At 65.1% G+C, this 25,064-nt stretch carries 22 protein-coding genes; 4 read left to right on the forward strand and 18 right to left on the reverse strand.

What is annotated here, in order from left to right; translation table 11 throughout:
• Positions 1-6: 6 nt before the first annotated feature.
• From HDG39_RS14405 to edd, 4 genes are all read right to left on the reverse strand, one after another.
• Entirely contained in the window at positions 7-501 is a 495-nt protein-coding gene (locus HDG39_RS14405; protein WP_184006527.1) for a gluconokinase, read from the reverse strand.
• A 10-nt stretch (positions 502-511) separates the two neighbouring features.
• Positions 512-1,915: a GntP family permease gene (locus tag HDG39_RS14410; protein WP_184006528.1), complete on the reverse strand. Its 1,404-nt coding sequence runs from the start codon at positions 1,913-1,915 to the stop codon at positions 512-514.
• A gap of 256 nt (positions 1,916-2,171) precedes the next feature.
• A complete protein-coding gene (gene eda / locus HDG39_RS14415) occupies positions 2,172-2,813 on the reverse strand; it encodes a bifunctional 4-hydroxy-2-oxoglutarate aldolase/2-dehydro-3-deoxy-phosphogluconate aldolase (protein WP_018421796.1) in 642 nt (213 codons plus the stop codon).
• A 2-nt stretch (positions 2,814-2,815) separates the two neighbouring features.
• Entirely contained in the window at positions 2,816-4,783 is a 1,968-nt protein-coding gene (edd, locus tag HDG39_RS14420) for a phosphogluconate dehydratase (protein WP_184006529.1), read from the reverse strand.
• Between the two features lie 297 nt (positions 4,784-5,080).
• Between edd and HDG39_RS14425 the strand changes: the two genes are divergently transcribed.
• Positions 5,081-5,926 (forward strand): MurR/RpiR family transcriptional regulator, encoded by an 846-nt coding sequence (locus HDG39_RS14425; RefSeq protein ID WP_018421799.1) that lies wholly within the window; start codon positions 5,081-5,083, stop codon positions 5,924-5,926.
• Between the two features lie 114 nt (positions 5,927-6,040).
• Here the strand turns inward: HDG39_RS14425 and HDG39_RS14430 are convergent, their stop codons facing one another.
• The 9 genes from HDG39_RS14430 to HDG39_RS14470 form a co-directional block, all read right to left on the reverse strand.
• The gene (locus HDG39_RS14430) at positions 6,041-6,457 is read right to left on the reverse strand and encodes a CopD family protein (protein ID WP_018421800.1); all 417 of its coding nucleotides are present in this window, start codon (positions 6,455-6,457) and stop codon (positions 6,041-6,043) included.
• Between the two features lie 62 nt (positions 6,458-6,519).
• Positions 6,520-7,791, reverse strand: coding sequence for a glutamate-5-semialdehyde dehydrogenase (locus HDG39_RS14435; protein WP_184006530.1), 1,272 nt, complete (start codon positions 7,789-7,791; stop codon positions 6,520-6,522).
• A 284-nt stretch (positions 7,792-8,075) separates the two neighbouring features.
• Entirely contained in the window at positions 8,076-9,203 is a 1,128-nt protein-coding gene (gene holA, locus HDG39_RS14440) for a DNA polymerase III subunit delta (protein WP_184006531.1), read from the reverse strand.
• Positions 9,204-9,257: 54 nt separating this feature from the next.
• Positions 9,258-9,809, reverse strand: a complete 552-nt coding sequence (locus tag HDG39_RS14445) for an LPS-assembly lipoprotein LptE (protein WP_184006532.1) — start codon at positions 9,807-9,809, stop codon at positions 9,258-9,260.
• A gap of 88 nt (positions 9,810-9,897) precedes the next feature.
• Positions 9,898-12,489, reverse strand: a complete 2,592-nt coding sequence (gene leuS, locus HDG39_RS14450) for a leucine--tRNA ligase (protein ID WP_184006533.1) — start codon at positions 12,487-12,489, stop codon at positions 9,898-9,900.
• 184 nt (positions 12,490-12,673) lie between these two features.
• On the reverse strand, positions 12,674-13,105 hold the full coding sequence (locus HDG39_RS14455; RefSeq protein WP_018421805.1) for an ExbD/TolR family protein: 432 nt from the start codon (positions 13,103-13,105) through the stop codon (positions 12,674-12,676).
• 91 nt (positions 13,106-13,196) lie between these two features.
• Positions 13,197-13,916: a MotA/TolQ/ExbB proton channel family protein gene (locus tag HDG39_RS14460; RefSeq protein ID WP_184006534.1), complete on the reverse strand. Its 720-nt coding sequence runs from the start codon at positions 13,914-13,916 to the stop codon at positions 13,197-13,199.
• 78 nt (positions 13,917-13,994) lie between these two features.
• Positions 13,995-14,792, reverse strand: coding sequence for a 4-hydroxy-tetrahydrodipicolinate reductase (gene dapB / locus HDG39_RS14465; RefSeq protein ID WP_184006535.1), 798 nt, complete (start codon positions 14,790-14,792; stop codon positions 13,995-13,997).
• A gap of 336 nt (positions 14,793-15,128) precedes the next feature.
• Positions 15,129-15,977 carry an outer membrane protein assembly factor BamE gene (locus HDG39_RS14470; RefSeq protein ID WP_184006536.1) on the reverse strand — a complete coding sequence of 283 codons (849 nt, stop codon included), beginning with the start codon at positions 15,975-15,977 and terminating at the stop codon, positions 15,129-15,131.
• A 153-nt stretch (positions 15,978-16,130) separates the two neighbouring features.
• Here HDG39_RS14470 and fur point away from each other — a divergent pair, with 153 nt between their 5' ends.
• Positions 16,131-16,559 (forward strand): ferric iron uptake transcriptional regulator, encoded by a 429-nt coding sequence (gene fur / locus HDG39_RS14475; protein ID WP_013090534.1) that lies wholly within the window; start codon positions 16,131-16,133, stop codon positions 16,557-16,559.
• Positions 16,560-16,661: 102 nt separating this feature from the next.
• Here fur and HDG39_RS14480 read toward each other — a convergent pair whose 3' ends face one another.
• The 3 genes from HDG39_RS14480 to HDG39_RS14490 form a co-directional block, all read right to left on the reverse strand.
• Positions 16,662-17,174, reverse strand: a complete 513-nt coding sequence (locus tag HDG39_RS14480; RefSeq protein WP_184006537.1) for an ureidoglycolate lyase — start codon at positions 17,172-17,174, stop codon at positions 16,662-16,664.
• 27 nt (positions 17,175-17,201) lie between these two features.
• Positions 17,202-18,212, reverse strand: coding sequence for an allantoicase (gene alc / locus HDG39_RS14485; RefSeq protein WP_184006538.1), 1,011 nt, complete (start codon positions 18,210-18,212; stop codon positions 17,202-17,204).
• 133 nt (positions 18,213-18,345) lie between these two features.
• Positions 18,346-19,674, reverse strand: a complete 1,329-nt coding sequence (locus tag HDG39_RS14490; protein WP_184006539.1) for a C4-dicarboxylate transporter DctA — start codon at positions 19,672-19,674, stop codon at positions 18,346-18,348.
• Positions 19,675-19,910: 236 nt separating this feature from the next.
• Here HDG39_RS14490 and HDG39_RS14495 point away from each other — a divergent pair, with 236 nt between their 5' ends.
• On the forward strand, positions 19,911-20,597 hold the full coding sequence (locus HDG39_RS14495; protein WP_184006540.1) for a FadR/GntR family transcriptional regulator: 687 nt from the start codon (positions 19,911-19,913) through the stop codon (positions 20,595-20,597).
• Positions 20,598-20,668: 71 nt separating this feature from the next.
• On the opposite strand, the gene gap is transcribed toward HDG39_RS14495, so the two are convergent.
• Positions 20,669-21,679 (reverse strand): type I glyceraldehyde-3-phosphate dehydrogenase, encoded by a 1,011-nt coding sequence (gap, locus tag HDG39_RS14500; RefSeq protein ID WP_008923882.1) that lies wholly within the window; start codon positions 21,677-21,679, stop codon positions 20,669-20,671.
• A gap of 112 nt (positions 21,680-21,791) precedes the next feature.
• On the reverse strand, positions 21,792-23,813 hold the full coding sequence (tkt, locus tag HDG39_RS14505; RefSeq protein WP_184006541.1) for a transketolase: 2,022 nt from the start codon (positions 23,811-23,813) through the stop codon (positions 21,792-21,794).
• Positions 23,814-24,079: 266 nt separating this feature from the next.
• Between tkt and speE the strand changes: the two genes are divergently transcribed.
• Positions 24,080-24,982, forward strand: a complete 903-nt coding sequence (gene speE, locus HDG39_RS14510) for a polyamine aminopropyltransferase (protein ID WP_184006542.1) — start codon at positions 24,080-24,082, stop codon at positions 24,980-24,982.
• The last annotated feature ends 82 nt before the right edge of the window (positions 24,983-25,064 follow it).

Raw genomic sequence — 25,064 nt, forward strand, 5'->3', positions numbered from 1 at the left:
AAAGACTCAGCGCGCTTCGACCTGCTTGAGCACCTCGTCGACGATCTGTTCCGGCGTCAGATCGATGCTGACCGTGATCGCTTCATCGTCACCGGGCTCCTCGAGCGTATCGAGCTGGCTTTCCAGCAGCGACGGATCGAAGAAATGCCCGGTGCGATGCCCGAGACGCTCCGCGAGCACCTCGCGCGAACCCTTCAGGTAGACGAAGCACACGTCCTTGTCGCCGGCACGCAGAATGTCGCGATACGAGCGCTTCAGCGACGAACACGTGAACACCGCCGTCTCGCCCGCTTTCTGCTTTTCCTCGATCGCCGCGCGGATCGTCTTCAGCCACGGCCAGCGGTCTTCGTCGGTGAGCGGGATGCCGTGGTGCATCTTCTCCTTGTTCGCCGCGCTATGGAACGCGTCGCCGTCGGTGAACGCGCAATGCAGGCGCTCGGCCAGCATTTCGCCAATCCTCGTCTTGCCGGCGCCCGACACGCCCATTGCGATCAGAATCATTTGAAACTCCTTACAGGACCGCCGCGAGTGCGAAGGTCAGGCCCAGCCCCATCACCGAAATGATGGTTTCGAGGAGCGACCACGTCTTGAAGGTCTGCACCACCGTCATGCCGAAATATTCCTTGATCAGCCAGAAGCCGCCGTCGTTCACGTGCGAGAAGATCAGCGAGCCCGAGCCGGTCGCGAGCACCATCAGTTCCGGCTTCACCTGCACCGCGCCCGCCGCCGCGATCGGGGCGACGATGCCGCAGGCGGTCGTCATCGCGACGGTGGCCGAGCCGGTCGCGAGACGGATCATCGCCGCGACAAGCCAGCCGAACAGCAGCGGCGACAGATGCACCGCGGTCGCCACGTTGGTGATTTCCTTCGAAATGCCGCTATCCATCAATACGCGGCCAAAACCGCCGCCCGCACCGACGATCAGTGTAATACCCGCGATCGGCGCCAGACATTCTCCGCAGAACTTCTGGATCTGCTCGCGGTTAAAGCCCCGGCTCGCGCCGAAGGTCCAGAAGCTGACCAGCACGGCCGTCAGTAGCGCGACGTCGGTGTTGCCGAAAAAGCGCAGCAGATCGTTCGGCAGCGTCTTCGGTTCGAAGACCAGGTCGGCCCAGCTGCCGACCAGCATCAGGACCACCGGCAACAGAATCGTGGCCAGCGTGATGCCGAAGCCCGGCAGTTCGCGCTTCGGTGCAGCGGCCTTCGCGGCGTTACCACTTTGCACGCCGTTGGCGTCCTTCACGTCGCTGCTCAGAAATTGCGCGGCAAGCGGATTTTCCTTCGGCAACTGGATATGGCGGCTCACCAGCAACGCGAACAGCGGACCGGCGACGATCGCGCACGGCACGCCGACGATCAGACCGTAGGCGATCGTCTTGCCGATGTCCGCGTGATACGCCTGCACGGCGAGCAGCGCGGCCGGGTGCGGCGGAATCAGACCGTGCACGACGGACAGACCCGCGACCATCGGCAGGCCGACCAGCAGCAGCGATTTGTTGGTGCGCTTGGCGACGTTGAACGCGATCGGAATCAGCAGCACGAAACCGACTTCGAAGAACACCGGCAAGCCGACGATGATCGCGACCACCATCATCGCCCAGTGAATGTGTTTCTCACCGAACCAGTTGATCAGCGTGGTCGCGATGCGCTCGGCGCCGCCCGATTCGGCCATCATCTTGCCGAGCATCGTGCCGAGACCGACGACGATGGCAATGTGCCCAAGCGTGTTGCCGTTCCCCGTTTCGAACGATTTGACGATGGTCTGCATCGGCATGCCGGCCACGAGGCCCAACAGCAATGAGACGATGATCAGGACGAGAAACGGATAGACCTTTAAGCGCGTGATCATGAAGATCAGCAACGCGATGGCGATTAACGCGTAGACCAGCAGCATGCTGCCGTGGGCAGATTCCATGAAGCCCCTCCTTTGGTTTATTGATTTCAGAGTGCGGATGCGGCCGCCACCTCGTCTCACGGCAACCTGCGCGATGCCTGACAATCCGGCTAGCCGCGCGGACGCTGAATTTTACTGTCTGTTTCCCGAAAACGCGCGCAAATCCAGCACGCATATCAAGTAAAAAAAGAGTCTCGGCGCGACAGCCAGATGCGGCTGTATCGACGAGACTCCTGGGCCCGGTTCAGTTGACCGATGCGCTATTGGGTTGTGGGGCTTAGTGCGCGGGTGCCGCCAGCTGGCTCGCGGCGCGCGCGAGGCGCGTGACCTCGTCCCAGTTCTGCGCGGCGAGCGCGGCCTTTGGCGTGAGCCACGAACCGCCGACACAGACCACGTTCGGCAGCGACAGGAAGTGCGGCGCGCTTTCCGGCGTGATGCCGCCGGTCGGGCAGAACTTCAGCGTCGGGAATGGGCCGTGGAACGCCTGCAGCATCGGCACGCCGCCCGCCTGCTGTGCGGGGAAGAACTTGACGATCTCGTAGCCGAGCTCGAGCGCGAGGATGATGTCCGACGGCGTCATCACGCCGGGCAACAGCGGCAGACCCACATCCTGCGCGGCCTTGTGCATGTCCTTGGTCAGACCCGGCGACACGCCGAACTGCGCGCCGGCCTTCTTCGCCTGGGCGCAATGCTCGGGCTTCGTGATCGTGCCGACACCGACCACGATGTCGTCGGCGAGTTCGCACGCACGCTCGATCGCGCCAAGGCCCGCCGGCGTGCGCAGCGTGATTTCGAGCACCTTCACGCCGCCCGCGTGCAACGCGCGCGACACGTGTTCGCCCTGTTCGACCGTGTCGAACGCGAGCACCGGAATCACCGGGCCGAGGCGCACGATATCGCTTACTGTTTTCGACGTCATAGTCAGACTCCTTGTTTCTGCAGCGCCGCGCCGGCTTGCGCGGTGCTCGTGTGATGATGGTCGCTGGGTTGATGGTCACCGTCGTGGCCGTGCTTGTGATGGCTGCCGTGGCCGTGCCGGCCGTCGACCGTGCCGCCCTCGCCGACCAGCTTGCCGAACACCGACGCGCCCTGCTCCGCCGGCGCCGCCGCCGCACGGAACACGCCGAACAGCTCGCGGCCGAAGCCGACTTCGTTGTCCGCCTGATGCAGCGGCTCGGCGTTCGGACGCGCGGCCCATTCGGCTGCGTCGATCTCGATGTCGAGCACGCCCGCTTCGGCGTCGATCACCAGCATGTCGCCCGTGCGCACTTTGCCGATCGGGCCTTGCAGCAACGCTTCCGGCGACAGATGAATGACCGCCGGCACCTTGCCCGACGCGCCCGACATACGGCCATCGGTCACCAGCGCGACATGGAAACCCTGATCCTGCAGCACACCGAGCAGCGGCGTCAAACGATGCAACTCGGGCATGCCGTTTGCCCGCGCGCCCTGGAAGCGCACCACCGCGATGAAGTCGCGCTTGAGCTCGCCCTTGTCGAACGCTTCCTGCACCGCTTCCTGCGAATCGAACACGATTGCCGGCGCCTTCACCTTGCGATGCTGAGCCGCGACCGCCGAAATCTTGATTACGCCGCGGCCGAGCTTGCCCTGCATCAGACGCAGGCCGCCGTCCGGCTGGAACGGCTCCTTGATGCCGCGCAGCACCGCTGTGTCCGCGCTCGCCTCGACACCTGCCACCCATTGCAGCTTGCCGTCGAGCAGCTTCGGCTCCTCGGTGTAGCGCTTCAGGCCCTTGCCCGCGACCGTGTTCACGTCTTCATGCAGCAGACCGCCTTCGAGCAGATTGCGCACGAGGAACGCGACGCCGCCCGCCGCTTGGAAGTGGTTCACGTCGGCCTTGCCGTTCGGATAGATCTTCGCAAGCAGCGGTACCGCCTGCGACAGCGTGTCGAAGTCGTCCCAGTCGATGACGATGCCGGCCGCGCGCGCGATTGCGACGAGGTGCAGCGTGTGATTGGTCGAGCCGCCGGTCGCCAGCAGCGCGACGATGCCGTTGACGATCGCCTTCTCGTCGACCACATGGCCGATCGGCATGTAGTGGCCGCGCTCGACCGTCAGATCGAGCACGCGGCGTGCGGCCTGCGCGGTCAGCGCGTCGCGCAGCGGCGTGTGCGGATGCACGAAGGCCGAGCCCGGCAGATGCAGGCCCATCACTTCCATCAGCATCTGGTTACTGTTCGCGGTGCCGTAGAACGTGCAGGTGCCGTGGCTGTGATAGGCGGCCGCTTCCGCTTCGAGCAGCGCGTCGCGGCCGCACTGGCCGGTCGCGAACTGCTGACGCGTCTTGGCTTTGTCGTCGTTCGACAGGCCGCTCGTCATCGGGCCGGCCGGCACGAAGATGGTCGGCAGATGGCCGAATTGCAACGCGCCGATCAGCAGGCCCGGCACGATCTTGTCGCAGATGCCGAGGCACAGCGCCGCGTCGAACATGTTGTGGGTGAGCGCGACGGCCGTGCTCATCGCGATCACTTCGCGCGAGAACAGCGACAGCTCCATGCCCGCGTTGCCCTGCGTGACGCCGTCGCACATCGCCGGCACGCCGCCCGCGAATTGCGCGACGCCGCCGTTTTCGCGCGCGGCCTGCTTGATGATGTCCGGGTAGTTTTTGTACGGCGCGTGCGCCGACAGCATCTCGTTGTACGACGACACGATGCCGATATTCGGCTCGCGGATGTGCTTGATCACGAGCTTGTCGTTGCCCTCCAGGCCGGCGAAACCGTGAGCGAGATTCGCGCACGACAACGCGCCGCGCGCCGGAAAGCGCCCCTGCGCATGCTGGATGCGGGCCAGATACGCTTCGCGCGTGGGCTTGCTGCGCTCGATCACGCGTTGCGTGACCTTCAACAATTGCGAATGCGGGGAAACCATCGGAGCTCCTTCGTCGCTGGCGGCAGGCGCACGCATGACGCCAGGCGGTATCGCGGGGTTGTAAAAACGAACGACCTTATCCTAGTAGAAAAACTACATGATCGCAATGACGAACTCTGTTGCGGCGCCGCATGGCGTGGAGCGCCAGATCGACCTATTGGCGGTGCTTCAGCGCTTTACAGCAGAAACCCAGGGAATACACTTATTCGCTGATATGTAGTTTTTGTACCTAGTTTTGTGCGCCAACGACCAATCGTATATAGTCCACACGTTCTTCAGCATAGTGCGAGTTTTCCGATGATGCTGTCCCAAGTGGAAGAGATGCGCGACCAGTTGCGCCCGTCCGAGCGCAAGCTGGCCGATTACGTGATCGAGGCGCCGCGCGAGGTGCTCGATCTGTCGATGACCGAGGTCGCCGCGCGCGCGGGCGTGAGTCAGCCGACCATCGCGCGCTTCTGTCACGCGCTCGGTTTTTCCGGCTTTCGCGAATTCAAGATCCGCCTCGCGCAGGGCATCGCCAGCGAAGTGCCCGCCGTCTATCGCGACGTGCGGCCCGACGAACCGACGCCGGGCGTCGCCGCGAAGGTGCTCGACCGGACGATTGGCGCGCTGATCCAGGTGCGCAACAATCTGTCGTCGGATAGCGTCGCGGCGGCGATCGACATGCTCGCGCAAGCGAAGCGCATCGAGTTCTACGGGGCGGGCGGCTCAGGCATCGCCGCGCTCGATGTGCAGCACAAGTTCTTTCGGCTCGGCATGCCGAGCGTCGCGTATTCGGACCCGCACACGTTTCTGATGTCGGCCGCGCTGCTCGGACCTGGGGACGTGGTCGTCGCGATTTCCAATACGGGCCGCACGCGCGACATTATCGATGCCGCGAAGGCCGCGCTGAACGCTGGCGCGAAGGTGATCGCGATCACGCACGGCAACTCGCCGCTCGCGCGGCTCGCAACCGTGGGCCTCTTTGCGAACGTCGACGAAGACACCGACATCTTCTCTCCGATGACCTCGCGCGTGTCACATCTGGCGATCGGCGACATTCTGGCGGTCGGCGTCGCGCTGAGCCGCGGGCCCGAACTGGTGGAGAAGCTCGCGCAGACGAAGGAAGTGATCCACCGGCGGCGGGTGGATTCGCAGGGGTGAACCGCTGCGATGGAACGCGGAACGACGGGATAACGCAAAAGGGCGGTGTGCCATTCAACCGGCATACCGCCCTTTTTGGTCTATTCCAGCGCCCTGCTTAACGCCGTCAGCCGCTCAGAACGGCTTGATCACCACCAGCGCGACCGCCGCGAGCATACCGAGCACCGGCAGCTCGTTGAACATCCGATACCACTTGTCCGAGCGGCGATTCTCGCCGCGCTCGAACCTGCGCAACAGCACGCCGCAATACGCGTGATAGATGACCAGCAGCACGACCACGCCGACCTTCGCGTGAATCCAGCCCTGCCCGCTGCCGATGCCGATCACGAGCCACAACCACAGGCCGCACGCGATCGCGGGCACGGCGATGAAGCTCATGAAGCGGAACAGCTTGCGCGCCATCAGGAGAAGACGGGCCGTCGCGGCGGGTTCCGTTTCCATCGCCAGATTGACGAAGATGCGCGGCAGATAGAACAGGCCGGCAAACCAGGAGGCAATCAATACGATGTGAAACGTCTTTACCCAAAGCATCAGCGGGGTCCTTGTGGTCCTTGTTGTTGTGGCGCCGGTGGTTGTGGCGCTTCGATTCGTGCTTATTGACGGCCTTCGCCGTGACCGAGCACGACGTATTTCAGCGACGTCAGCCCTTCGAGTCCGACCGGGCCGCGCGCGTGCAGCTTGTCGTTCGAAATGCCGATCTCGGCGCCGAGGCCGAACTCGAAGCCGTCCGCGAAACGCGTCGACGCGTTGACCATCACGCTCGCCGAATCGACTTCGCGCAGGAAGCGCATCGCGCGGTCGTGGTCTTCGGTGACGATCGCGTCGGTGTGCCGCGAGCTGTACGTGTTGATGTGCTCGATCGCCGCGTCGATGCCGTCGACTACCTTGATCGCGAGCACCGGCGCGAGATATTCGGTGCGCCAGTCTTCCTCGGTCGCGTCGAGGAGCGGACCGACGCCCGCATCGGCCAGCACCGCGCGCGCCGCCGCATCGACGCGCAACTCGACGTCCTTGCCGCGATACAGCTTGCCCAGCGGCGGCAGCACTTCGGCCGCAATGCCGCGCGCGACCAGCAGCGTTTCCATCGTGTTGCAGGTGCCGTAGCGGTGCGTTTTCGCGTTGTCGCAGACGTTGAGCGCCTTCGCCAGGTCCGCGCGATCGTCGACATAGACGTGGCAGATACCGTCGAGGTGCTTGATCATCGGCACGCGCGCTTCGTTCATCAGACGCTCGATCAGACTCTTGCCGCCGCGCGGCACGATCACGTCGACGTACTCGGTCATCGTGATCAGCTTGCCGACCGCCGCGCGGTCCGACGTCGCGACCACCTGCACCGCGTCCTGCGGCAGACCGGCCGCTTCGAGACCCTCGCCGATCAGCTTCGCGAGCGCGGTATTGCATTCGAGCGCTTCGGAGCCGCCGCGCAAAATGGTCGCGTTGCCGGACTTCAGGCACAGCGCCGCCGCGTCGATCGTCACGTTCGGGCGCGATTCGTAGATGATGCCGATCACCCCGAGCGGCACACGCATCTGGCCGACCTGGATGCCGCTCGGCCGGTACTTCAGATTGCTGATCTCGCCGATCGGGTCGGCCAGCGCCGCGACCTGGCGCAGGCCTTCGACCATCGTTTTCAGCGCCTTGTCGGACAGCGTCAACCGGTCGATGAACGCGGCATCGTGGCCCTTGCCGCGGGCGCGTTCGAGGTCGCGCGCGTTGGCGGCCTTCAGCAGATCGGCATCGCGCTCGATCGCCTCGGCAACGGCCGCAAGCGCCGCATTCTTCGCTGCGGTCGACGCACGCGCCATCGCGCGCGAAGCCTGACGGGCGCGTTGGCCGAGGTCGGTCATGTACTGGTCGATATCCATGGTCATTCTCGTGATGCCCCGCACGTTGGCATGCGGTGGTCGGGCAGGATTAGCGAAAGATCAAACGATTGTAAGTCGGGTACCGGGGCTTTGCTCGCGCGCGGGCGGCGGGTGCGCTGTGCTGTCGCAGGTTTGCCGGTGCATTGCGGCGAGCGGGTGGCGCGCGAAACGCGATGGTCTGCATGAGGCGACTGACGGTTGCTACGCGACTGCTGGCCTCAGCCGATGTTTCGGCACTCACGCGCGAAAATCGATCGCTGCCGAACTCGCCCGCGCCCAGCTGCTTAGATTGGCCGCCGCGCTGGCGCCGCCGTTGGCACCCGAGGTAGCGGCGGCGGCACTGGCGACGCTGCCGACGGTTTTGGCGCCGCCACCGTCATCGCGAGTTCGAACAGTCCGTCCCACGGATCGGGCGGCGGATCGTTGCGATGATTGCCCGGCGTGCCGCCCGACAGCCCCTTCACCTGCCGGTCGAGCCGCGCCGCCAGCGCGAGCGCCTTCTCGAGCGCCGCTTCGCTGACGCGCGACAGCGCAGGTCCGATCAGCCGTTCGCGCGGACCCCACACGCGGTTCTCGCGCGTGAGCATCGCGAGCGGCTTGCCGGCCGCGACGCCGCGCTTGATCCGCAGCAGCGTGCGCACTTCTTCGACGACCGCCCACAGCACGAGCACCGCGGCCTCGCCTTCACCGCGCAGCCCGTCGAGCATGCGCGCGAGACGGCCGACGTCGCCCACGAGCATCGCCTCGTTGAGCTTGAACACGTCGTAGCGCGCGACGTTGAGCACCGCGTCCTGAACCTGATCGAAGCTCAGCGAGCCGTTCGGATACAGCAGCCCGAGCTTCTGGATTTCCTGATGCGCGGCGAGCAGATTGCCCTCGACGCGCTCGGCGATGAACGCGAGCGCACGCCGCCCCTCCTCGCCGGCTGCGACGCGCTGACCCTGGGCCGCGAGCCGCTGCCCGACCCAGTTCGGCAGCTGCGCGCGCTCGACCGGATCGATCTTCAGCGCGACGCCGGCGTCGGCGAGCGCGGTGAACCATGCCGACTTTTGCGTGGCCGCATCGAGGCGCGGCAGCGTAATCATCGTCAGCACGTCGTCGTTGACGGCGGATGCGAGCGCCTTCAGCGCATCGGCGCCTTCCTTACCGGGTTTGCCCGACGGAATGCGCAACTCGACCAGCTGACGGTCGCCGAACAGCGACATCGACTGGCTCGCGCCGAGCAGCGAGCTCCAGTCGAAACCGCGCTCGACCGTGAACACCGAGCGGTCGGTGAAACCGGCCGCGCGCGCCGCCGCGCGGATGCGATCGCACGCTTCCTGCGCGAGCAGATGCTCGTCGCCGTATACGACGTACAGTCCGGCGAGGCCGCGGGCGAGATGCGCTTCGAGCGCGTCAGGTCGCAGTTGCATGGCTGGCGGTTGACGGGATGGATGAGATTCGACGAATCACGAACGGCGCGATGCTCACAGCGGCGGCGGCGGCAGCGGTGCGCGCGGCGCGATGGCCGGCACGGCCTCGGCCGGCGTCGGATGCAGCGAGCGCACCACGCCGAGACGGCGGATCAGCTGATCGACCGCGTCGTTTTCCATGTCGGCGAACAGGATGTCGGACTCGGCGGCCTTCGCCTGCGAGAACTGGTCGCTATAGGTCATCGCGCGGTTCAGCGCGATCACGCTGCCCGGAATCAACACGGTGCCGTCCTTGCCGGTCAGCGTGTAGGTCATCTGCAGATTAAGCTGATACTCGGCGACGACGCCCAGCGAATTCAGCGTCAGCGTGCTGACGTTGCGGTTCTGCGTGATCTGCAGCAGCGCATCGGCATTGGCGGGCGAGCTGACCACCACGGTGTCGCTGCCGCCCTGTACCATGCGCGTGAAGCGCGCCATGGCCGCGGGCGAGCCGCCCGCCACATAGAGGCGCTTGAACGCGAAGTCCTGCTGGCCGCGCAACTGAAAGCCGCAGGCCGACAACATCATTACGCTGCAAGCGAGCGTCAAAAACGATCTGCGAGTCACATTCGCTCCCGGTTCGCAGTGGATTCGCGGTGCCGAGGAACGCCGCCGGGCGGGCGGCGCTCCGTCTGCCGGATGAGGGCCTGGAACGTCAAACGACCACGTTCACGAGACGGCCCGGCACCACGATGATCTTCTTAGGCGCCTTGCCTTCGCTGAACTTCACGACCATTGCGTGCCCGGCCGAGAGCTGCTCGATCGCTTCGCGCGACGCGTCCTTCGCGACCGTGATCGCGCCGCGCACCTTACCGTTCACCTGCAGCACGAGTTCGATCTCGGCCTGTTCGAGCGCCTTCTCGTCGACCTTCGGCCACGGCGCGTCGAGCAGTGGGCCGAATTCGTCGGCATAGCCGAGCTCCTGCCACAGCTGGAACGTCAGGTGCGGCACGACCGGGTACAGCACGCGCAGCATCACACCATAGGTTTCACGCAGCACGGCGGTCTGCGCGCCCTTCGCGCCGTCGAGCGCGTTGAGCATCTTCATCGCGGCCGATACCACCGTGTTGTACTGAAGACGCTGATAGTCGAAATCGGCCTGCTTCAGCACGCTATAGATCTCACGACGCAGCGCCTTGTCGGTGTCGTTGAATCGTGCGGCGTCCAACTGGCCGCCCGCGCGCAGCGCGGCTTCGTTCGTATAGCCGAAGTTCCACACGCGACGCAGGAAGCGGCTCGCGCCTTCGACGCCCGAACCCGACCACTCGAGCTGCTGCTCGGGCGGAGCCGCGAACATCACGAACAGACGCGCGGTGTCCGCGCCGTGCTGATCGATCAGCATCTGCGGGTCGACGCCGTTGTTCTTCGACTTCGACATCTTCTCGACGCCGCCGAGCACGACCGGCTGGCCGTCAGCGTTGAGCACCGCGCCGACCGGGCGGCCCTTGTCGTCGAACGACACGGTCACTTCCGCCGGGTTGTACCAGGTCTTCTTGCCCGCTTCGTTTTCGCGGTAATAGGTTTCGTTGAGCACCATGCCCTGCGTGAGCAGGTTCTTCGCCGGTTCGCCGAACTTCACGAGACCGAGGTCGCGCATCACCTTCGCCCAGAAACGCGAGTACAGCAGGTGCAGGATCGCGTGTTCGATACCGCCGATGTATTGATCCATCGGCACCCAGTAGTCGGTGCGCTCGTCGACCATCGTCTTCGCATCCGGCGACGCGTAGCGGTAGAAATACCACGACGAATCGACGAAGGTGTCCATCGTGTCGGTTTCGCGCTTTGCCGCGCCGCCGCAGCTCGGGCACGTGCAGTTCAGGAACGCTTCGGACTTCGCGAGCGGATTGCCCGTGCCGTCCGGCACGAGGTCTTCCGGCAGCACGACCGGCAGGTCTTTTTCCGGCACCGGCACGTCGCCGCACTTCGGGCAGTGGATGATCGGGATCGGTGTGCCCCAGTAACGCTGGCGCGACACGCCCCAGTCACGCAGACGCCACGTGATCTGCTTGTCGCCGAGGCCCAGTTCCTTGAGGTCGGCGGCGATGCGGTCTACGGCTTCGTCGTAGGCGAGGCCGTCGTACTTGCCGCTGTTCACCAGCGTGCCGGTCTTCTCGCCGTACCACTCCGCCCACGCTTCGGTCGAGAATTCCTTGCCCTCGACCGCGACGACCTGCTTGACCGGCAGACCGTATTTCTTCACGAACGCGAAGTCGCGCTCGTCGTGCGCCGGCACGCCCATCACCGCGCCTTCGCCGTAAGTCATCAGCACGTAGTTGCCGATCCACACCTCGACCTTCTCCCGCGTCAGCGGATGCGTGACGTAGAAGCCGGTGGCCATGCCTTTCTTTTCCATCGTCGCGACGTCGGCTTCGGCGACGCCGCCGCGCTTGCATTCGTCGATGAACGGCTGCAGTTCCGGCCTGTCTTGCGCGAGACGCGTGGCGAGCGGATGCTCGGCGGCGATCGCGCAGAACGTGACGCCCATGATCGTGTCGGCGCGCGTCGTGAACACGCGCAGCAGCTTCTGTTCGCCGTCGATTTCATACGGGAAGCCGAAGTTCACGCCGAAGCTCTTGCCGATCCAGTTCTGCTGCATGATCTTCACGCGCTCGGGCCAGCCGAGGCCTTCGAGATCGTTCAGCAGTTCATCCGCGTACTGCGTGATGCGCATGTAGTACATCGGGATTTCGCGCTTTTCGACGAGCGCGCCCGAGCGCCAGCCGCGCCCGTCGATCACCTGCTCGTTCGCGAGCACGGTCTGGTCGACCGGGTCCCAGTTCACGGTGCCGGTTTTTTTGTACGCGATGCCCTTTTCGAGCATCTTCAGGAACAGCCACTGGTTCCACTTGTAGTAGTCGGGGCTGCAGGTCGCGACTTCGCGCGACCAGTCGATCGCGAGGCCCATCGACTGCATCTGCTTCTTCATGTAAGCGATGTTGTCGTAGGTCCACTGCGCGGGGGGCACGTTGTTGGCCATCGCGGCGTTCTCCGCCGGCATGCCGAATGCGTCCCAACCCATCGGCATCAGCACGTTGTAGCCGTTCATCCGCAGATAGCGGTACATCACGTCGTTGATCGTGTAGTTGCGCACGTGCCCCATGTGCAGCTTGCCCGACGGATACGGCAGCATCGAGACGCAGTAGAACTTGGGCTTGTCGGTGGTTTCCGTCGTCTTGTAGGCGTCGGTCGCGCGCCATTGCCCTTGCGCGGCGGCTTCGACGTCGGAGGGAACGTATTTTTCGTGCATGGTGTGATGGGATCGCCAGGTTCGGTGCTTTCGCACCGGCCCGGTGCTCTGCAGAATGTCGTTGCGTCGTTTCCCCTTCTGCGGGGAAAGGGCTGATTATACCGTTCGCGGACGGGTGCGCCGCGCGGCGTGGTGCGGGACTGGGTATGCCGGATTCGTGAACGCGGCGCGCACCCGGCGGCGCTCAGTGCTGCGCGGCGGGCGGCGGCGGGTCCGTCACGAAGCCGATCCGTTCGAGCCCCGCCTGCTGCGCGGCGCCCATCACCTGTGCGATCACTTCGTAGCGCGTCGAGCGCTCCGCGCGCAACTGGATGTCCGGCTGGTCCGCCCGCTTGCCGGCCTCGGCGAACTGCGCGCGCATCTGCGCGAGCGTGATCGGCTTGCCGTTCCAGTAGAGCTTGCCGGCGCCGTCGATCGAAAGGGAGATGGTTTGCGGGGTCTGGCGCGCGGGCGCCGCCGCGACCTTCGGCAGATCGAGCCGGATCGCGTGCGAGAACAGCGGCGCGGTGATGATGAAAATCACCAGCAGCACCAGCATCACGTCGATCAGCGGCGTCATGTTGATCTCGGCCATCGGCGCGGCCGTCTGCTTCTTCTCGAGTCCGCCGAATGCCATGTCGCCTCCTTGCGTCTGAGCTTGCCCGTGCGATGGGCGGTGTGTCGCGCGAGGAAGCTCGCGATGTGCCGAGCCCGCCGCGCGTGACAAGTCAGCGGTGCGCCTCGTGCGCCGCCTGCTGCGCGCGCGGAGGCGTCGGCGCGTGCTCGGTTGGGGAGCACACGTACGCATGCAGATCGTGCGCGAAGCCGTCCAACTCCTCGGACAATTGCCGCACGAGACGGCCCAGCACGTTGTACGCGAGCACCGCCGGAATTGCGACCACCAGACCGAACGCGGTCATGATCAGCGCCTCGCCCACCGGTCCCGCGACGTTCTCGATCTGCGCCTGCCCGCTCGCCGCGATGCTGCCGAGCGCGTGATAGATACCCCATACGGTGCCGAGCAGACCGACGAACGGCGCGGTGCTGCCAACCGACGCAAGCAGCACCTGACCGAACTCGAGCCGCCGCTGCGACGCATTGAGCGCCTGGCGCAGCGCGCGCAGCACCCGTTCGCTGCGCTCGACGCGCGCGAGCAGCGCGCCCGGAATGTCGACCTCGGCCGCATTGAGCGCCGCCTCGGCGAGCGGCGCGAACACGCGCTCACGATCAGTGCGGCGCAGGATGGCGACGCCTTCGGCGAGCGTCGGCGCCTGCCAGAAGCGCGCGATCGCCCGGTCGGCCTGGCGTTTCGCGCGCGTCAGAATCCAGCTCTTGACGATCAGAAAACACCAGCTCGCAATCGACATGGCCAGCAGCACATAGGCGACGCCATGCGTGATTGCGTCGCTCGTTTGCAGGTAATGGATGATGCCGCTGCTGCCTGCCATCTGACCTCGCCTTGGGAAAGTGACTTCGGGAGGGCGCGCTCGGGATGCGCTACTCCGCCTATGCGCAACGGACTTCGCTCAACGCAGGCCGAGCACGTCCTGCATGTCGAAGAAGCCGTTGTCGTGGCCTTCGAGGAAGCGTACAGCACGAAGCGCGCCTTGTGCATATGACAGGCGGCTTGCCGATTTGTGCGTGATCTCGATGCGCTCGCCGATGCCCGCGAACAGCACCGTATGATCGCCCACGATATCGCCGCCGCGAATCGCCGAGAAGCCGATCGTCGACGGATCGCGCTCGCCGGTCACGCCTTCGCGACCGTAGATCGCGCAGTCGTCGAGGTTGCGGCCGAGCGCGTTGGCGATCACTTCGCCCATCGTCAGCGCGGTGCCGGACGGCGCGTCGACCTTGTGACGATGATGCGCCTCGATGATCTCGATGTCGTAGCCGGTCGAGAAGTGCCGCGCCGCGTATTCGAGCAGCTTCAGCGTGACATTCACGCCGACGCTCATGTTCGACGCGAACACGACGCCGATCTTCTGCGCCGCCGCGCGCAGCTGCGCTTTTTGCGCGTTGTCGAAGCCAGTCGTGCCGATCACCATTTTCACGTCGTGGCGCTGCGCGGCTTCGAGATGCGCGAGCGTCGCGTCGGGACGCGTGAAGTCGATCAGGTAGTCGGATTCGGCGAACACACGCTCGATGTCGTCGGACAGCAGCACGCCGGTCTCTTTGCCGAGGAACGCGCCGGCGTCCTGGCCAAGCTGCGCAGCGCCCGTACGGCAGAGCGCGCCGGACAGCGTCGCGTCGGCATCGTTGAGGACGGTTTCGATGAGCATGCGGCCCATCCGGCCCGATGCGCCTGCAATGGCAATTTTCATGACGATGAGGATTCGAAAAGAGTCAACCGGTATGGAGCCCGGCAAACGCGGCCCGGCGAATGCCCGAACCAGTGTGCCGGGGAATGCGCCCGGTCGATATAGGGACACGTGGCGGCAGGGAGCAAAATCACCCGGCTCGCTGCTGGAGCCAATGGGGGCGGCCGGTCGGGACGGCTCGCTCAGGTGACTGACCGATACGGCCCGCTGCGGCGACCCACTGCCGCGGCAACCGCGGCAACACATTCATGCGGCCCAAGCGGCGCATTTCCGACCTCGCCTGGTACCGGACAAACACACATGTGGCGCGCAGCCCGCCTCACAACACCGACGAGCAAATCAGTTGCTCGTTCCCGGCGTCGCCGGCGAAGTGTTCAGCGTCGGGCTGCCGCTGCTTTGCGAACCCGTCGGACCGACCGGGTTGCTCTCGTTCTCCTGAGCGGGCGGCGGCGGACGCTTGAACTGGAACTGCGGCTGACCGCCGGACGTCGGGCCTTGCGTCGGGATCCCGCCAGCGCCCGCTCTCGGCACGGCCGACCGCACGGACGGCGCGCGGCTCGGCGTCGGCACCGCGCTCGTTGCGCGATTGGCCGCCTGGGCGGCTTCCGCGTTGGCGTCCATGGACGGCGTGGCGGCCTGCTGGGCGCCTTCGACCGACGGCGAGCGCGCCGTATCCGCCGTAGCCGGTGCCGCGGCGGCGGCCGCGCTGGCGGCGGCTGCGTCGCTGGCGGCCACGGCGTTGGCGGCCGCGGCCGCGCTCGCCGCGCGCGGCGGCGTCGCGTTCGGGCTGCGGCCACGGCGGTCGCCGTCGATCTCGGCCAGCAATTCGAGGTTGGTCGGCAGATCCTCGCCACCCGTCCAGTGGGTCACGAGGTCACCCGAGAAGAACACCACGAAGTCGCGCTGCTGAACGATCGAGGTGTTGCCGCGCTTGAAATAGAACACGTAATCCCAGCGATCCGCGTGGAACATGTCGGTCAGCAGCGGCGTGCCGAGCACCTGACGCACTTGCGCGCGCGTCATGCCGACCTTCATCTGATCGGCCATTTCCTGTGACACGAAGTTACCTTGCACCACCGTAATCCGATACGGCGTAATGCGTTGGGCAACGCGCTGTGTCAGGCTGTCGTACGTGGAACATCCGGCAAGAACTGCGACAGTCGCAACAGCGATCAAGGTACCCCGCATGCGGCTCCCCCGGTAGATCAATTGAGATTTAGAAATCATTTCACTCACTGTGCGGGCCCGCTCGCGGGCCGCGCTCATTCCATCGAAAATGACCAGAACGGCAAAAACACATTACTATGAGAGCCCAGCATTGTACTCTAGGGATCCCTTGTCATGACCAATCCAACCGATCTCAAGAATATCGGGCTCAAGGCGACCCTTCCGCGCCTCAAAATTCTTGAGATTTTCCAGCATAGCCCGGTGCGTCACCTGACCGCCGAAGACGTGTACCGCAACCTCCTGCACGAGGAACTCGATATCGGTCTTGCCACCGTGTATCGGGTGCTTACGCAATTCGAGCAGGCCGGCCTGCTCTCGCGCAGCAATTTCGAATCGGGCAAGGCGGTGTTCGAACTGAACGAGGGGTCGCACCACGACCACCTCGTGTGCCTCGATTGCGGGCTGGTCGAGGAATTTTTCGACCCCGAAATCGAAAGCCGTCAGCAGTCCATCGCCAAGGCACGCGGCTTCAAGCTGCAGGAACACGCGCTGGCGCTGTATGGGGCGTGCACGAAGGAAAATTGTCCGCATCGTAAGCACTGATGCGTCGCGGGTCGCCTGCTAACGCGACCTGGCAAGTCAGAAAAAAGACCCGGCCGATGCGCATCGGCCGGGTCTTTTTTATTCAGGCGGCGGCAATCGCCGCTATCCGACCGACTCCACGCTCGGCTCGAAGGCGAGCCGCCACGGCTCGGCCAACTGCAATTCGTCGCAATTCGGCGCATCGCCGCCGCGATCGACGACGATGAAGTCGCTGACCTGATCCAGCGCGAGCAGCGGATGGTGCCAGACCGCTTTCGCGTAATTGACGCCCTGCCACGCATCGGTCCAGAACGCGCGCATGCGCGCGGCGTCGAACTCGCCGGCGGGCGCGACCACCATCAGATATCGGCCCGCGCGTAATGGAATGAAAGCCTGGCTGCCGAGCGGATGCCGCTCCATCATCGTGATCTCGACGGGCAGCGGGCGCGGCTGCGCGCGAAACAGACTGACGAGCGGCCGGCCGCCCTGCTCCGCCACGTCGACGCGCGCGAGGTCGTGATAGCGCTCGGTGGTACCGCCGTTGATCGGAAAACGACGCGCGCCGTCGAGTTCGATCACGTCGCCGAACGGCGCGAAGGCCGCGCGCGTCAGGCGTTCCATCTGCAGGATCTTCATGCGTGCCGCTCCATGACGTTGCTTGCGTTAAGCGATCTCTCCCCACGGACGCAGGCGCGACACGCCGCCGTCCGGGAAGATGTTGAAGCGCACGTGCGTGACCGGCCCGAGCGCGGCGAGGTCGTCCGCGAACGCGTGCACGTGATCCATCTGCAGTTTCTGCTCGCCGAGCAGCACCGGCCAGAACATCGCCTGCGTGACGAGGGAATCGTCGGTGCCCCCCGTCACTGATGCCGCCTGCAGCGAGCAGCGGTCCGGGAAGTTGCCCTTGAAGTGGGCGGTGTCCACTTCGATCTTGCGGATCACGCCGGGCCGCGCGAGCGCGACGATCGCCCAGTCGTTGCCCGGTTCGCGACGCCGCCGCGTTTCCCAGCCGTCACCCATGTTCACGCCACGGCCCGGCATCAGCATCTGCGAGGCCGGCCCGAAATGCTGGTTGTTCGCGGCGACGAGGTACGCGCCGTTTTCGATCGCGGCGAGATCGAGCAGCGTGCCGCGCTCGACGCGGCTCCAGTCGCGCTGCGGCTGGCCGTACACGCGCAGTCGCGCGAGCCCGCCGTCCGGATACAGATTCACGCGCAGATGGGTGACCGGGCGCGCGTCTTTCACCTCGACGTAGTGATGATGGTTGCCCTGTAGCGTTGTCGCCGGCACGAGCGGCTGCCAGTCGGCGTGCCCGGGCGGCACGTCAGCGTCGCTATGGCAGGCATCGATCGACGCCGCTGGCGGGAAATTGCCCGTGAAGTGGCTCGTATCGAGATCGACCCCATGCACGACGCCCGGCCGCGCGAGCCGGATCACGCAATGGTCATGGCCGGTCGTGCGCTTGCGACGCGTCTCCCAACCGTCCATCCACTTGCCGTGGTCGTCGTATTTGCCGGAGATGAACACCGCCGGCTGCGGGTCGAGCATGCGCTCTTTCGGTGCGAAGAATTCGTCGCTGGCGAACAGCGCCTTCGCGCCGAGGCGCGGATCGGCGAGGTTCATATAGCGGCGTGTGAAGGCGGGAGCGTTCGGGTCGAGGATCGGGTTGGCCATGATGTCGGTCGGTGTCGAGAGGTCAGAAACAGCCGGCGGCGCCACGGCAACCGCCGGCTTTGCGAAAAAGATCGAGGAGCTATCTGGAAAGCGATGCCGGTTCGTCTGGTCAGACCAGATCCCCACGCAGCCGTCAGACCGCCGGCGCATGTTCGGCCGCACCGGGTTCGACGAGCGTGTCGTCGACGACGGGCACGTAGCGCAGCGCCGCGTCGCGATTCAACACGCGATGCGCGCGCGCCTTGTCGATATCGTTTTCCCACACGGCGACCACCACTGTCGCGACGCAGTTGCCGATCAGGTTGGTGAGTGCCCGGGCGATGCCGACGAACCAGTCGACCGGCAGAATCAGCACGAGACCGAGCACCGGAATCGCGGGAATCGCGGAGAGCGTCGCCGCGAGAATCACGATCGCTGAGCCCGGAATGCCGTGCGCGCCCTTCGACGTCACCAGCGACACCAGCACGACGACGATCAGGTCATGAATAGACAGCGGCGTGTTGGTCGCCTGCGCGATGAACAGCACCGCGAGCGTCAGATAGATCGAGAAACCGTCGAGGTTGAACGAATAGCCGGTCGGAATCACGAGACCGACCGTCGAATCCTTGACGCCCATCCATTCGAGCTTGCGCATGATCTGCGGCAGCACGGCGTCGGACGACGCGGTGCCGAGCACGATCGACAGTTCTTCGCGCAGATAGCGGATCAGCTTGAAGATGCTGAAGCCGGCGAGCCGCATCACCGCGCCGAGCACGAGCACAACGAACACCACGCAGCTCGCGTAGAACACCAGCACGAGCATGCCGAGCTGCTTCAGCGACTCGACGCCGTAGGTGCCGGTCGTGAACGCGATCGCGCCGAGCACGCCGAGCGGCGCGAGCTTGATGATGAAGCCCATCACGCGGAAGAACACCTGCGACAGCTCATCGACCAACCCGCTCACGCGCTGCGCGCGCTTGCCGAGCAGCGACAGCGCCGAGCCGAACAGTACCGAGAACACGAGGATCTGCAGAATGTCGCCGGTCGCGAACGCGTTGATCGCCGTGTCGGGGATGATCTTCAGCAGGAAGCCCGCAGTGTCCTTCAGGCTCTTCGCGTGCTCGGTATAGGTCGCGAGCGACCCCGCATCGAGCGAGTTCAGGTTCACGTTCATACCTGCACCAGGACGCGTCGCGTAAGCGAGCACAGCGCCGATCACGAGCGCGATCGTCGTCATCGCCTCGAAGTAGATCACCGACTTCAAGCCGACGCGGCCGACCTTGCGCAAATCGCCCGCGTGCGCCATGCCGCTCACCACCACGCAGAACACGATCGGCCCGATCACCATCTTGATCAGCTTCAGAAAGCCGTCGCCAAGCGGCCGCAAGGACTGCGCGAAATGCGGAAACACGGCACCGAGCACGATGCCGACCACGAGCGCTATCACGACCCGGCCAAATAGCGAATTGAAGAATTTCAACACGACTTCCTCCTGCGGATGGTTGTCTCGGTCACTTCTGTTCAGACTGGTCCGACCAGTGCTGTTATGGCGAATAGTAGGAAGCCGATATACCCACGTCAAGGACTCATCGAGCAGTGTTTACCCGTTGTTTCTTTTGCGATTTCGGGTCGGATTCGGGATTTCAGACGGCGCGCGGCGCGCCTTCTCACGCGCAAGTATTAGAATTGCGGTCAGACCACGCTACCGAGCGATCCCTCATGAAAAACGTCCCGCACACCGTCACCGACGCGGCCATCGCGACCATCCGCGAGCGTATCGAGGCGGGCGTCTATCCGGTGGGCAGTCTGCTGCCGGCGCAGCGCCAGCTATCCGATGAACTGTCGATCAGCCGCGCGTCACTGCGCGAAGCGCTTTCCACGCTGGAAGCGCTTGGTCTGCTGGTGATCCGCCCCGGCAAGGGCGTTTACGTGGAAAGCGCGCAGGCGAAAAGCGCGCAGGCGTGGCGCTTCGCCGAGCAGTCGTCGCTGCCCGACACGTATCAGATGCGCTACGCGCTCGAAGGCTTCGTCGCGCGCATGGCGGTGCTCGCGGTCACCAACGACGACCTCGCGTGGCTCGAGGAAAACATCGCCGCGATGCAAAGCGCGCTCGCCTGCGAGGAACTCGACGAAGCAGCTCGGCTCGACTACGCGTTCCATATGCGCATCGTCAGCATCGCGGGCAATGCGGCGATCGAGTCGATCCTGCGCAGCAGCGCCGAGATCATGCAGGAAAGCCAGCGCATGCCGTTCTACCGGCGCGAGCGGGTGCTATCCACGTACACCGAACATCGCGCGATTCTCGACGCGTTGAAGGCCCGCGATTCGCTCGCCGCGGGCAAGGCGATCGAGACGCACATCGCGAACGCCGCGCAGCGCGCCGGCGTCTATTTCCCCACGCCGTAGACGGCAAAAACCGCAGACGAAAAAAAACCGCTCCGAAGAGCGGCTTTTTCATGCAGCGTGAAACCCGAAACTTACTTCGCGTTCGCGAGCGCCACGGCCGTGTCCAGCATGCGGTTCGAGAAGCCCCACTCGTTGTCGTACCAGCTCGACACCTTCACGAGACGGCCCGACACCTTGGTCAGCGTCGAATCGAACGTCGACGAAGCCGGGTTGTGGTTGTAGTCGATCGACACGAGCGGCGCGTCGTTGTAACCGAGGACGCCCTTCAGCGCGCCTTCCGATGCTTCCTTCATGATCGCGTTGACTTCCTCGACCGTCGTGTCGCGCGCGGCGATGAACGACAGGTCGACGACCGACACGTTGATCGTCGGGACGCGGATTGCGTAACCGTCCAGCTTGCCGTTCAGTTCGGGCAGCACGAGGCCGACCGCCGATGCCGCGCCGGTCTTGGTCGGGATCTGGCTGTGCGTGGCCGAACGCGCGCGGCGCAGATCTTCGTGGTACACGTCGGTCAGAACCTGGTCGTTCGTGTACGCGTGGATCGTCGTCATCAGGCCGTTCACGAGGCCGATCTTGTCGTTCAGCGGCTTGACCAGCGGCGCGAGGCAGTTGGTCGTGCACGATGCGTTCGAGATGACCGTGTCCGACGCCTTCAGCACGTTGTGGTTCACGCCGTAGACAATCGTCGCGTCGACGTCCTTACCGCCCGGCGCCGAGATGATGACCTTCTTCGCGCCGCCCTTGATGTGGGCGCTCGCCTTTTCCTTGGTCGTGAAAAAGCCCGTGCACTCCATCACGACGTCGACGCCCAGCTCGCCCCACGGCAATTCGGCCGGGTTGCGGTTCGCCAGTACGCGGATCTTGTCGCCGTTCACGACGAGGTAGTCGCCGTCCACCGACACGTCGCCCGGGAACTTGCCGTGCGCGGTGTCGTACTGCGTCAGGTGGGCGTTGGTCTTCGCATCGCCCAGATCGTTGATGGCAACGATTTCGATATCGTGCTTCTTGCCGTTTTCATAGAAGGCGCGCAGGGTATTGCGGCCGATCCGGCCGTAGCCGTTGATTGCGACGCGAATCGTCATGATTTATCTCCTGATGGCTAAAAAAATCCGTTTACGTTCGCCTGGTCGGACATCCGGTTCGGTGCGTTGCCGCGCGCAGCCACGAGGGCGCGACGGCAACGCGACGCAACCATCAGCCGAGCGCGGCCTTGACCGTCGCCACCACGTGCTCGACGGTGAAACCGAAATGCTTGAACAGCACGCCCGCCGGGGCCGATTCACCGAACGTGTCGATGCCGACCGCGCCGCCTTCCAGACCCACGTACTTGCGCCAGAAATCCGACACGCCCGCTTCGATCGCGACGCGGCGCACGCCATGCGGCAGCACGCGTTCGCGGTACTCGGCGTCCTGCTTGTCGAACACGGTCGTCGACGGCATCGACACGACGCGGGCGGCGATGCCTTCGCGCGCGAGCGGCTCGACGGCTTTCATCGCGAGTTCGACTTCCGAGCCCGTCGCGATCAGGATGATCTTACGCGCGACGATCTCTTCATCCCAGTCGCGCAGCACGTAGCCGCCCTTCTCGACGTTGGCGATCTGCGCGTCGGTGCGCTCGTTGAACTGCAGATTCTGACGGCTGAAGATCAGGCACGACGGACCTTCATGCTCGATCGCATGGGTCCAGGCCACCGCGGTTTCGACCGTGTCGGCCGGGCGCCACGTTTGCAGATTCGGGATCAGGCGCAGGCTCGCGACGTGTTCGATCGACTGGTGGGTCGGGCCGTCTTCGCCGAGACCGATCGAGTCGTGCGTGAACACGAAGATCGACGGCGACTTCATCAGCGCGGCGACGCGCAGCGCGTTGCGGCTGTAGTCGGAGAACGTCAGGAACGTGCCGCCGAACGCCTTGTAGCCGCCATGCAGCGCGACGCCGTTGATCGCCGCGCTCATGCCGAATTCGCGCACGCCGTAGTTCACGTAGTTGCCGGCGGCACGGCCTTCGGCATTCACGCGCACTGGCTTGGCGGCCTTCCAGTTGGTGAGGTTCGAGCCGGTCAGGTCGGCGGAACCGCCGAGCAGTTCGGGCAACACGGCCGACAGACCTTCGATGGCCTGCTGCGAGGCCTTACGCGTCGCCACGGTCTCAGCGCGCTCGTTCGCGCCGGCGATGATCGCTTTCGCCTTATCTTTCCAGTCGGCCGGCAGTTGCTTCGCGCTGCGGCGCTTGAACTCGGCCGCTTCCTGCGGGTACTTCGCCGCGTAAGCAGCGAACGCCGCGTCCCATTCCGCTTCGAAGCGCGCACCCGCTTCCTTCGCGTCCCATGCCGTGTAGACTTCCTGCGGAATCACGAACGGCTCCCACTTCCAGCCGATCGCTTCGCGCGTCGCCGCGATTTCCTTGTCGCCGAGCGGCGCGCCGTGCGAATCGTGCGAGCCCGCCTTGGTCGGCGCGCCTTCACCGATCACGGTCTTGCAACAGATCAGCGTCGGCTTGTCCGACAGCTTCGCCTGCTTGATCGCCGCGTCGACCGCGTCGACGTCATGGCCGACCACGTTCGGGATCACGTTCCAGCCGTACGCTTCGAAGCGCTTCGGCGTGTCGTCGTGGAACCAGTGCACCACTTCGCCGTCGATCGAAATGCCGTTGTCGTCGTAGAACGCGATCAGCTTGTTCAGCTTCAGCACGCCCGCGAGCGAGCAGGCCTCATGCGAGATGCCTTCCATCAGGCAGCCGTCGCCGACGAACACGTACGTGTGGTGATCGACGATCCTGGCGTCGGGCTTGTTGAATTCGGTGGCAAGCAGCGATTCGGCGAGCGCCATGCCGACCGCGTTCGCAAGACCCTGGCCGAGCGGGCCGGTAGTCGTCTCGACGCCTGGCGTGATGCCGTATTCCGGGTGACCCGGCGTCTTCGAATGGAGCTGGCGGAAGTTCTTCAGCTCTTCCATCGGCAGGTCGTAGCCGGTCAGATGCAGCAGCGAGTACAGCAGCATCGAGCCATGACCGTTCGACAGCACGAAACGGTCGCGATCGGCCCATTGCGGGTTCTTCGGGTTATGGCGCAGATGACGCGACCACAGGGCGACGCCGATTTCGGCCATGCCCATCGGCATGCCGGGGTGACCGGAGTTCGCCTTTTGAACGGCGTCCATGGCCAACGCGCGGATCGCGTTGGCCATCAGGGAGGTGGGTGCGGGAGACGGGGTCGTCATGTCGAGTCCGGAGACAGAGTCAGAAAGCGGGGGCGCGCTTGAGGCCCGGAAGCTCGGCGGACAGTTCGCTACGACGCACGATGCGGCGCCAGGAGACGCGAAACGGGCAGAGCAAGCGGACAAGGCTGAAAGCGTCACATTCTAGCAGAAGGCTAATCCCTACCTGGCCGGAAAGCCGCCTGGCCGCGTGGTTCAACGCACACCGCCAGGCGGCGGCATTTACAATTCGAGCAGTGTGCCCACACTACCGATCGAGCCCGTCCGCCGTGAACGCCCCGCTATTGTTCCAACCTTGTCCCGACGCCGTCTACGGCTTTCCTCACGCGCGCCTCGTCGAGCGTGTCGAATCCCGTTATCAGACGATCGAGATCTGGGACACGCCGCAGCTCGGCGCGCTGTTCACGCTCGACGGCCGTCCAATGACATCCGCTGGCGACGAGTTCATCTACCACGAATGCATGGTGCATCCGGCCGCGCTCGCGCATCCGGCGCCGCGCGCGGCGCTGGTCCTCGGCGGCGGCGATGGCGGGGCCGCGAGGCAATTGCTCAGGCATCCGGGCATCGAGCGGATCGTCGTCGCGGAGCTCGATCCCGAGGTCGTGCGGCTCACGCACGAACATTTGCCGGAGGTGCATGGCCGTGCGTTCGACGACCCGCGCGTCGAACTGGTGATCGGCGATGCGGCGGACTACGTCGCGGCGGCGGCCCGCGCGACGCAGGGTGCAACGAATGTCGCGGCCGCGCGGTTCGACCTCGTCGTATTCGACCTGACGCCACCCGATTCGCCCGCGGCCGGTCTGTACACGCCGACCTTCTACGCGCAGTTGAAGCGCGTGCTGCGCGCTGATGCGTTGTTGTCGCTCCATCTCGGCTCGCCCTACCACCACGCGCCGCGCATCGCCGCGCTGCTCGGCGATCTGCACGCCGCGTTCGCACAGGTGCGCACGCTGGGCACCTTCGTGCCGCTCTACGGCTCGCTATGGCTGATGGCGATCGCCAGCAACACGCTCGACCCCGCCGCGCTGACCGCCGAGACGCTCGCCGAGCGTCTCGGCGCGCGCGGCATCGATTCGCTGCGTCATTACGAACCAGCCCTGCACGCGGGGCTATTCTCGGCGGCGCGATCGGCGCGCGATAAACTGAGCCCGTTGACGAAGTCGTCCTTTTGAAGCGCGGACACCTTGCGCGAATCGGTTCGTGGGATGCCGGCGTGCCGCGCCCGACCGAAACCCGCAAGCGTAACCTCGCGGC

The sequence above is a fragment of the Paraburkholderia lebeckiae genome (assembly GCF_014201005.1).
GTDB classification, from domain to species: Bacteria; Pseudomonadota; Gammaproteobacteria; order Burkholderiales; family Burkholderiaceae; genus Paraburkholderia; species Paraburkholderia tuberum.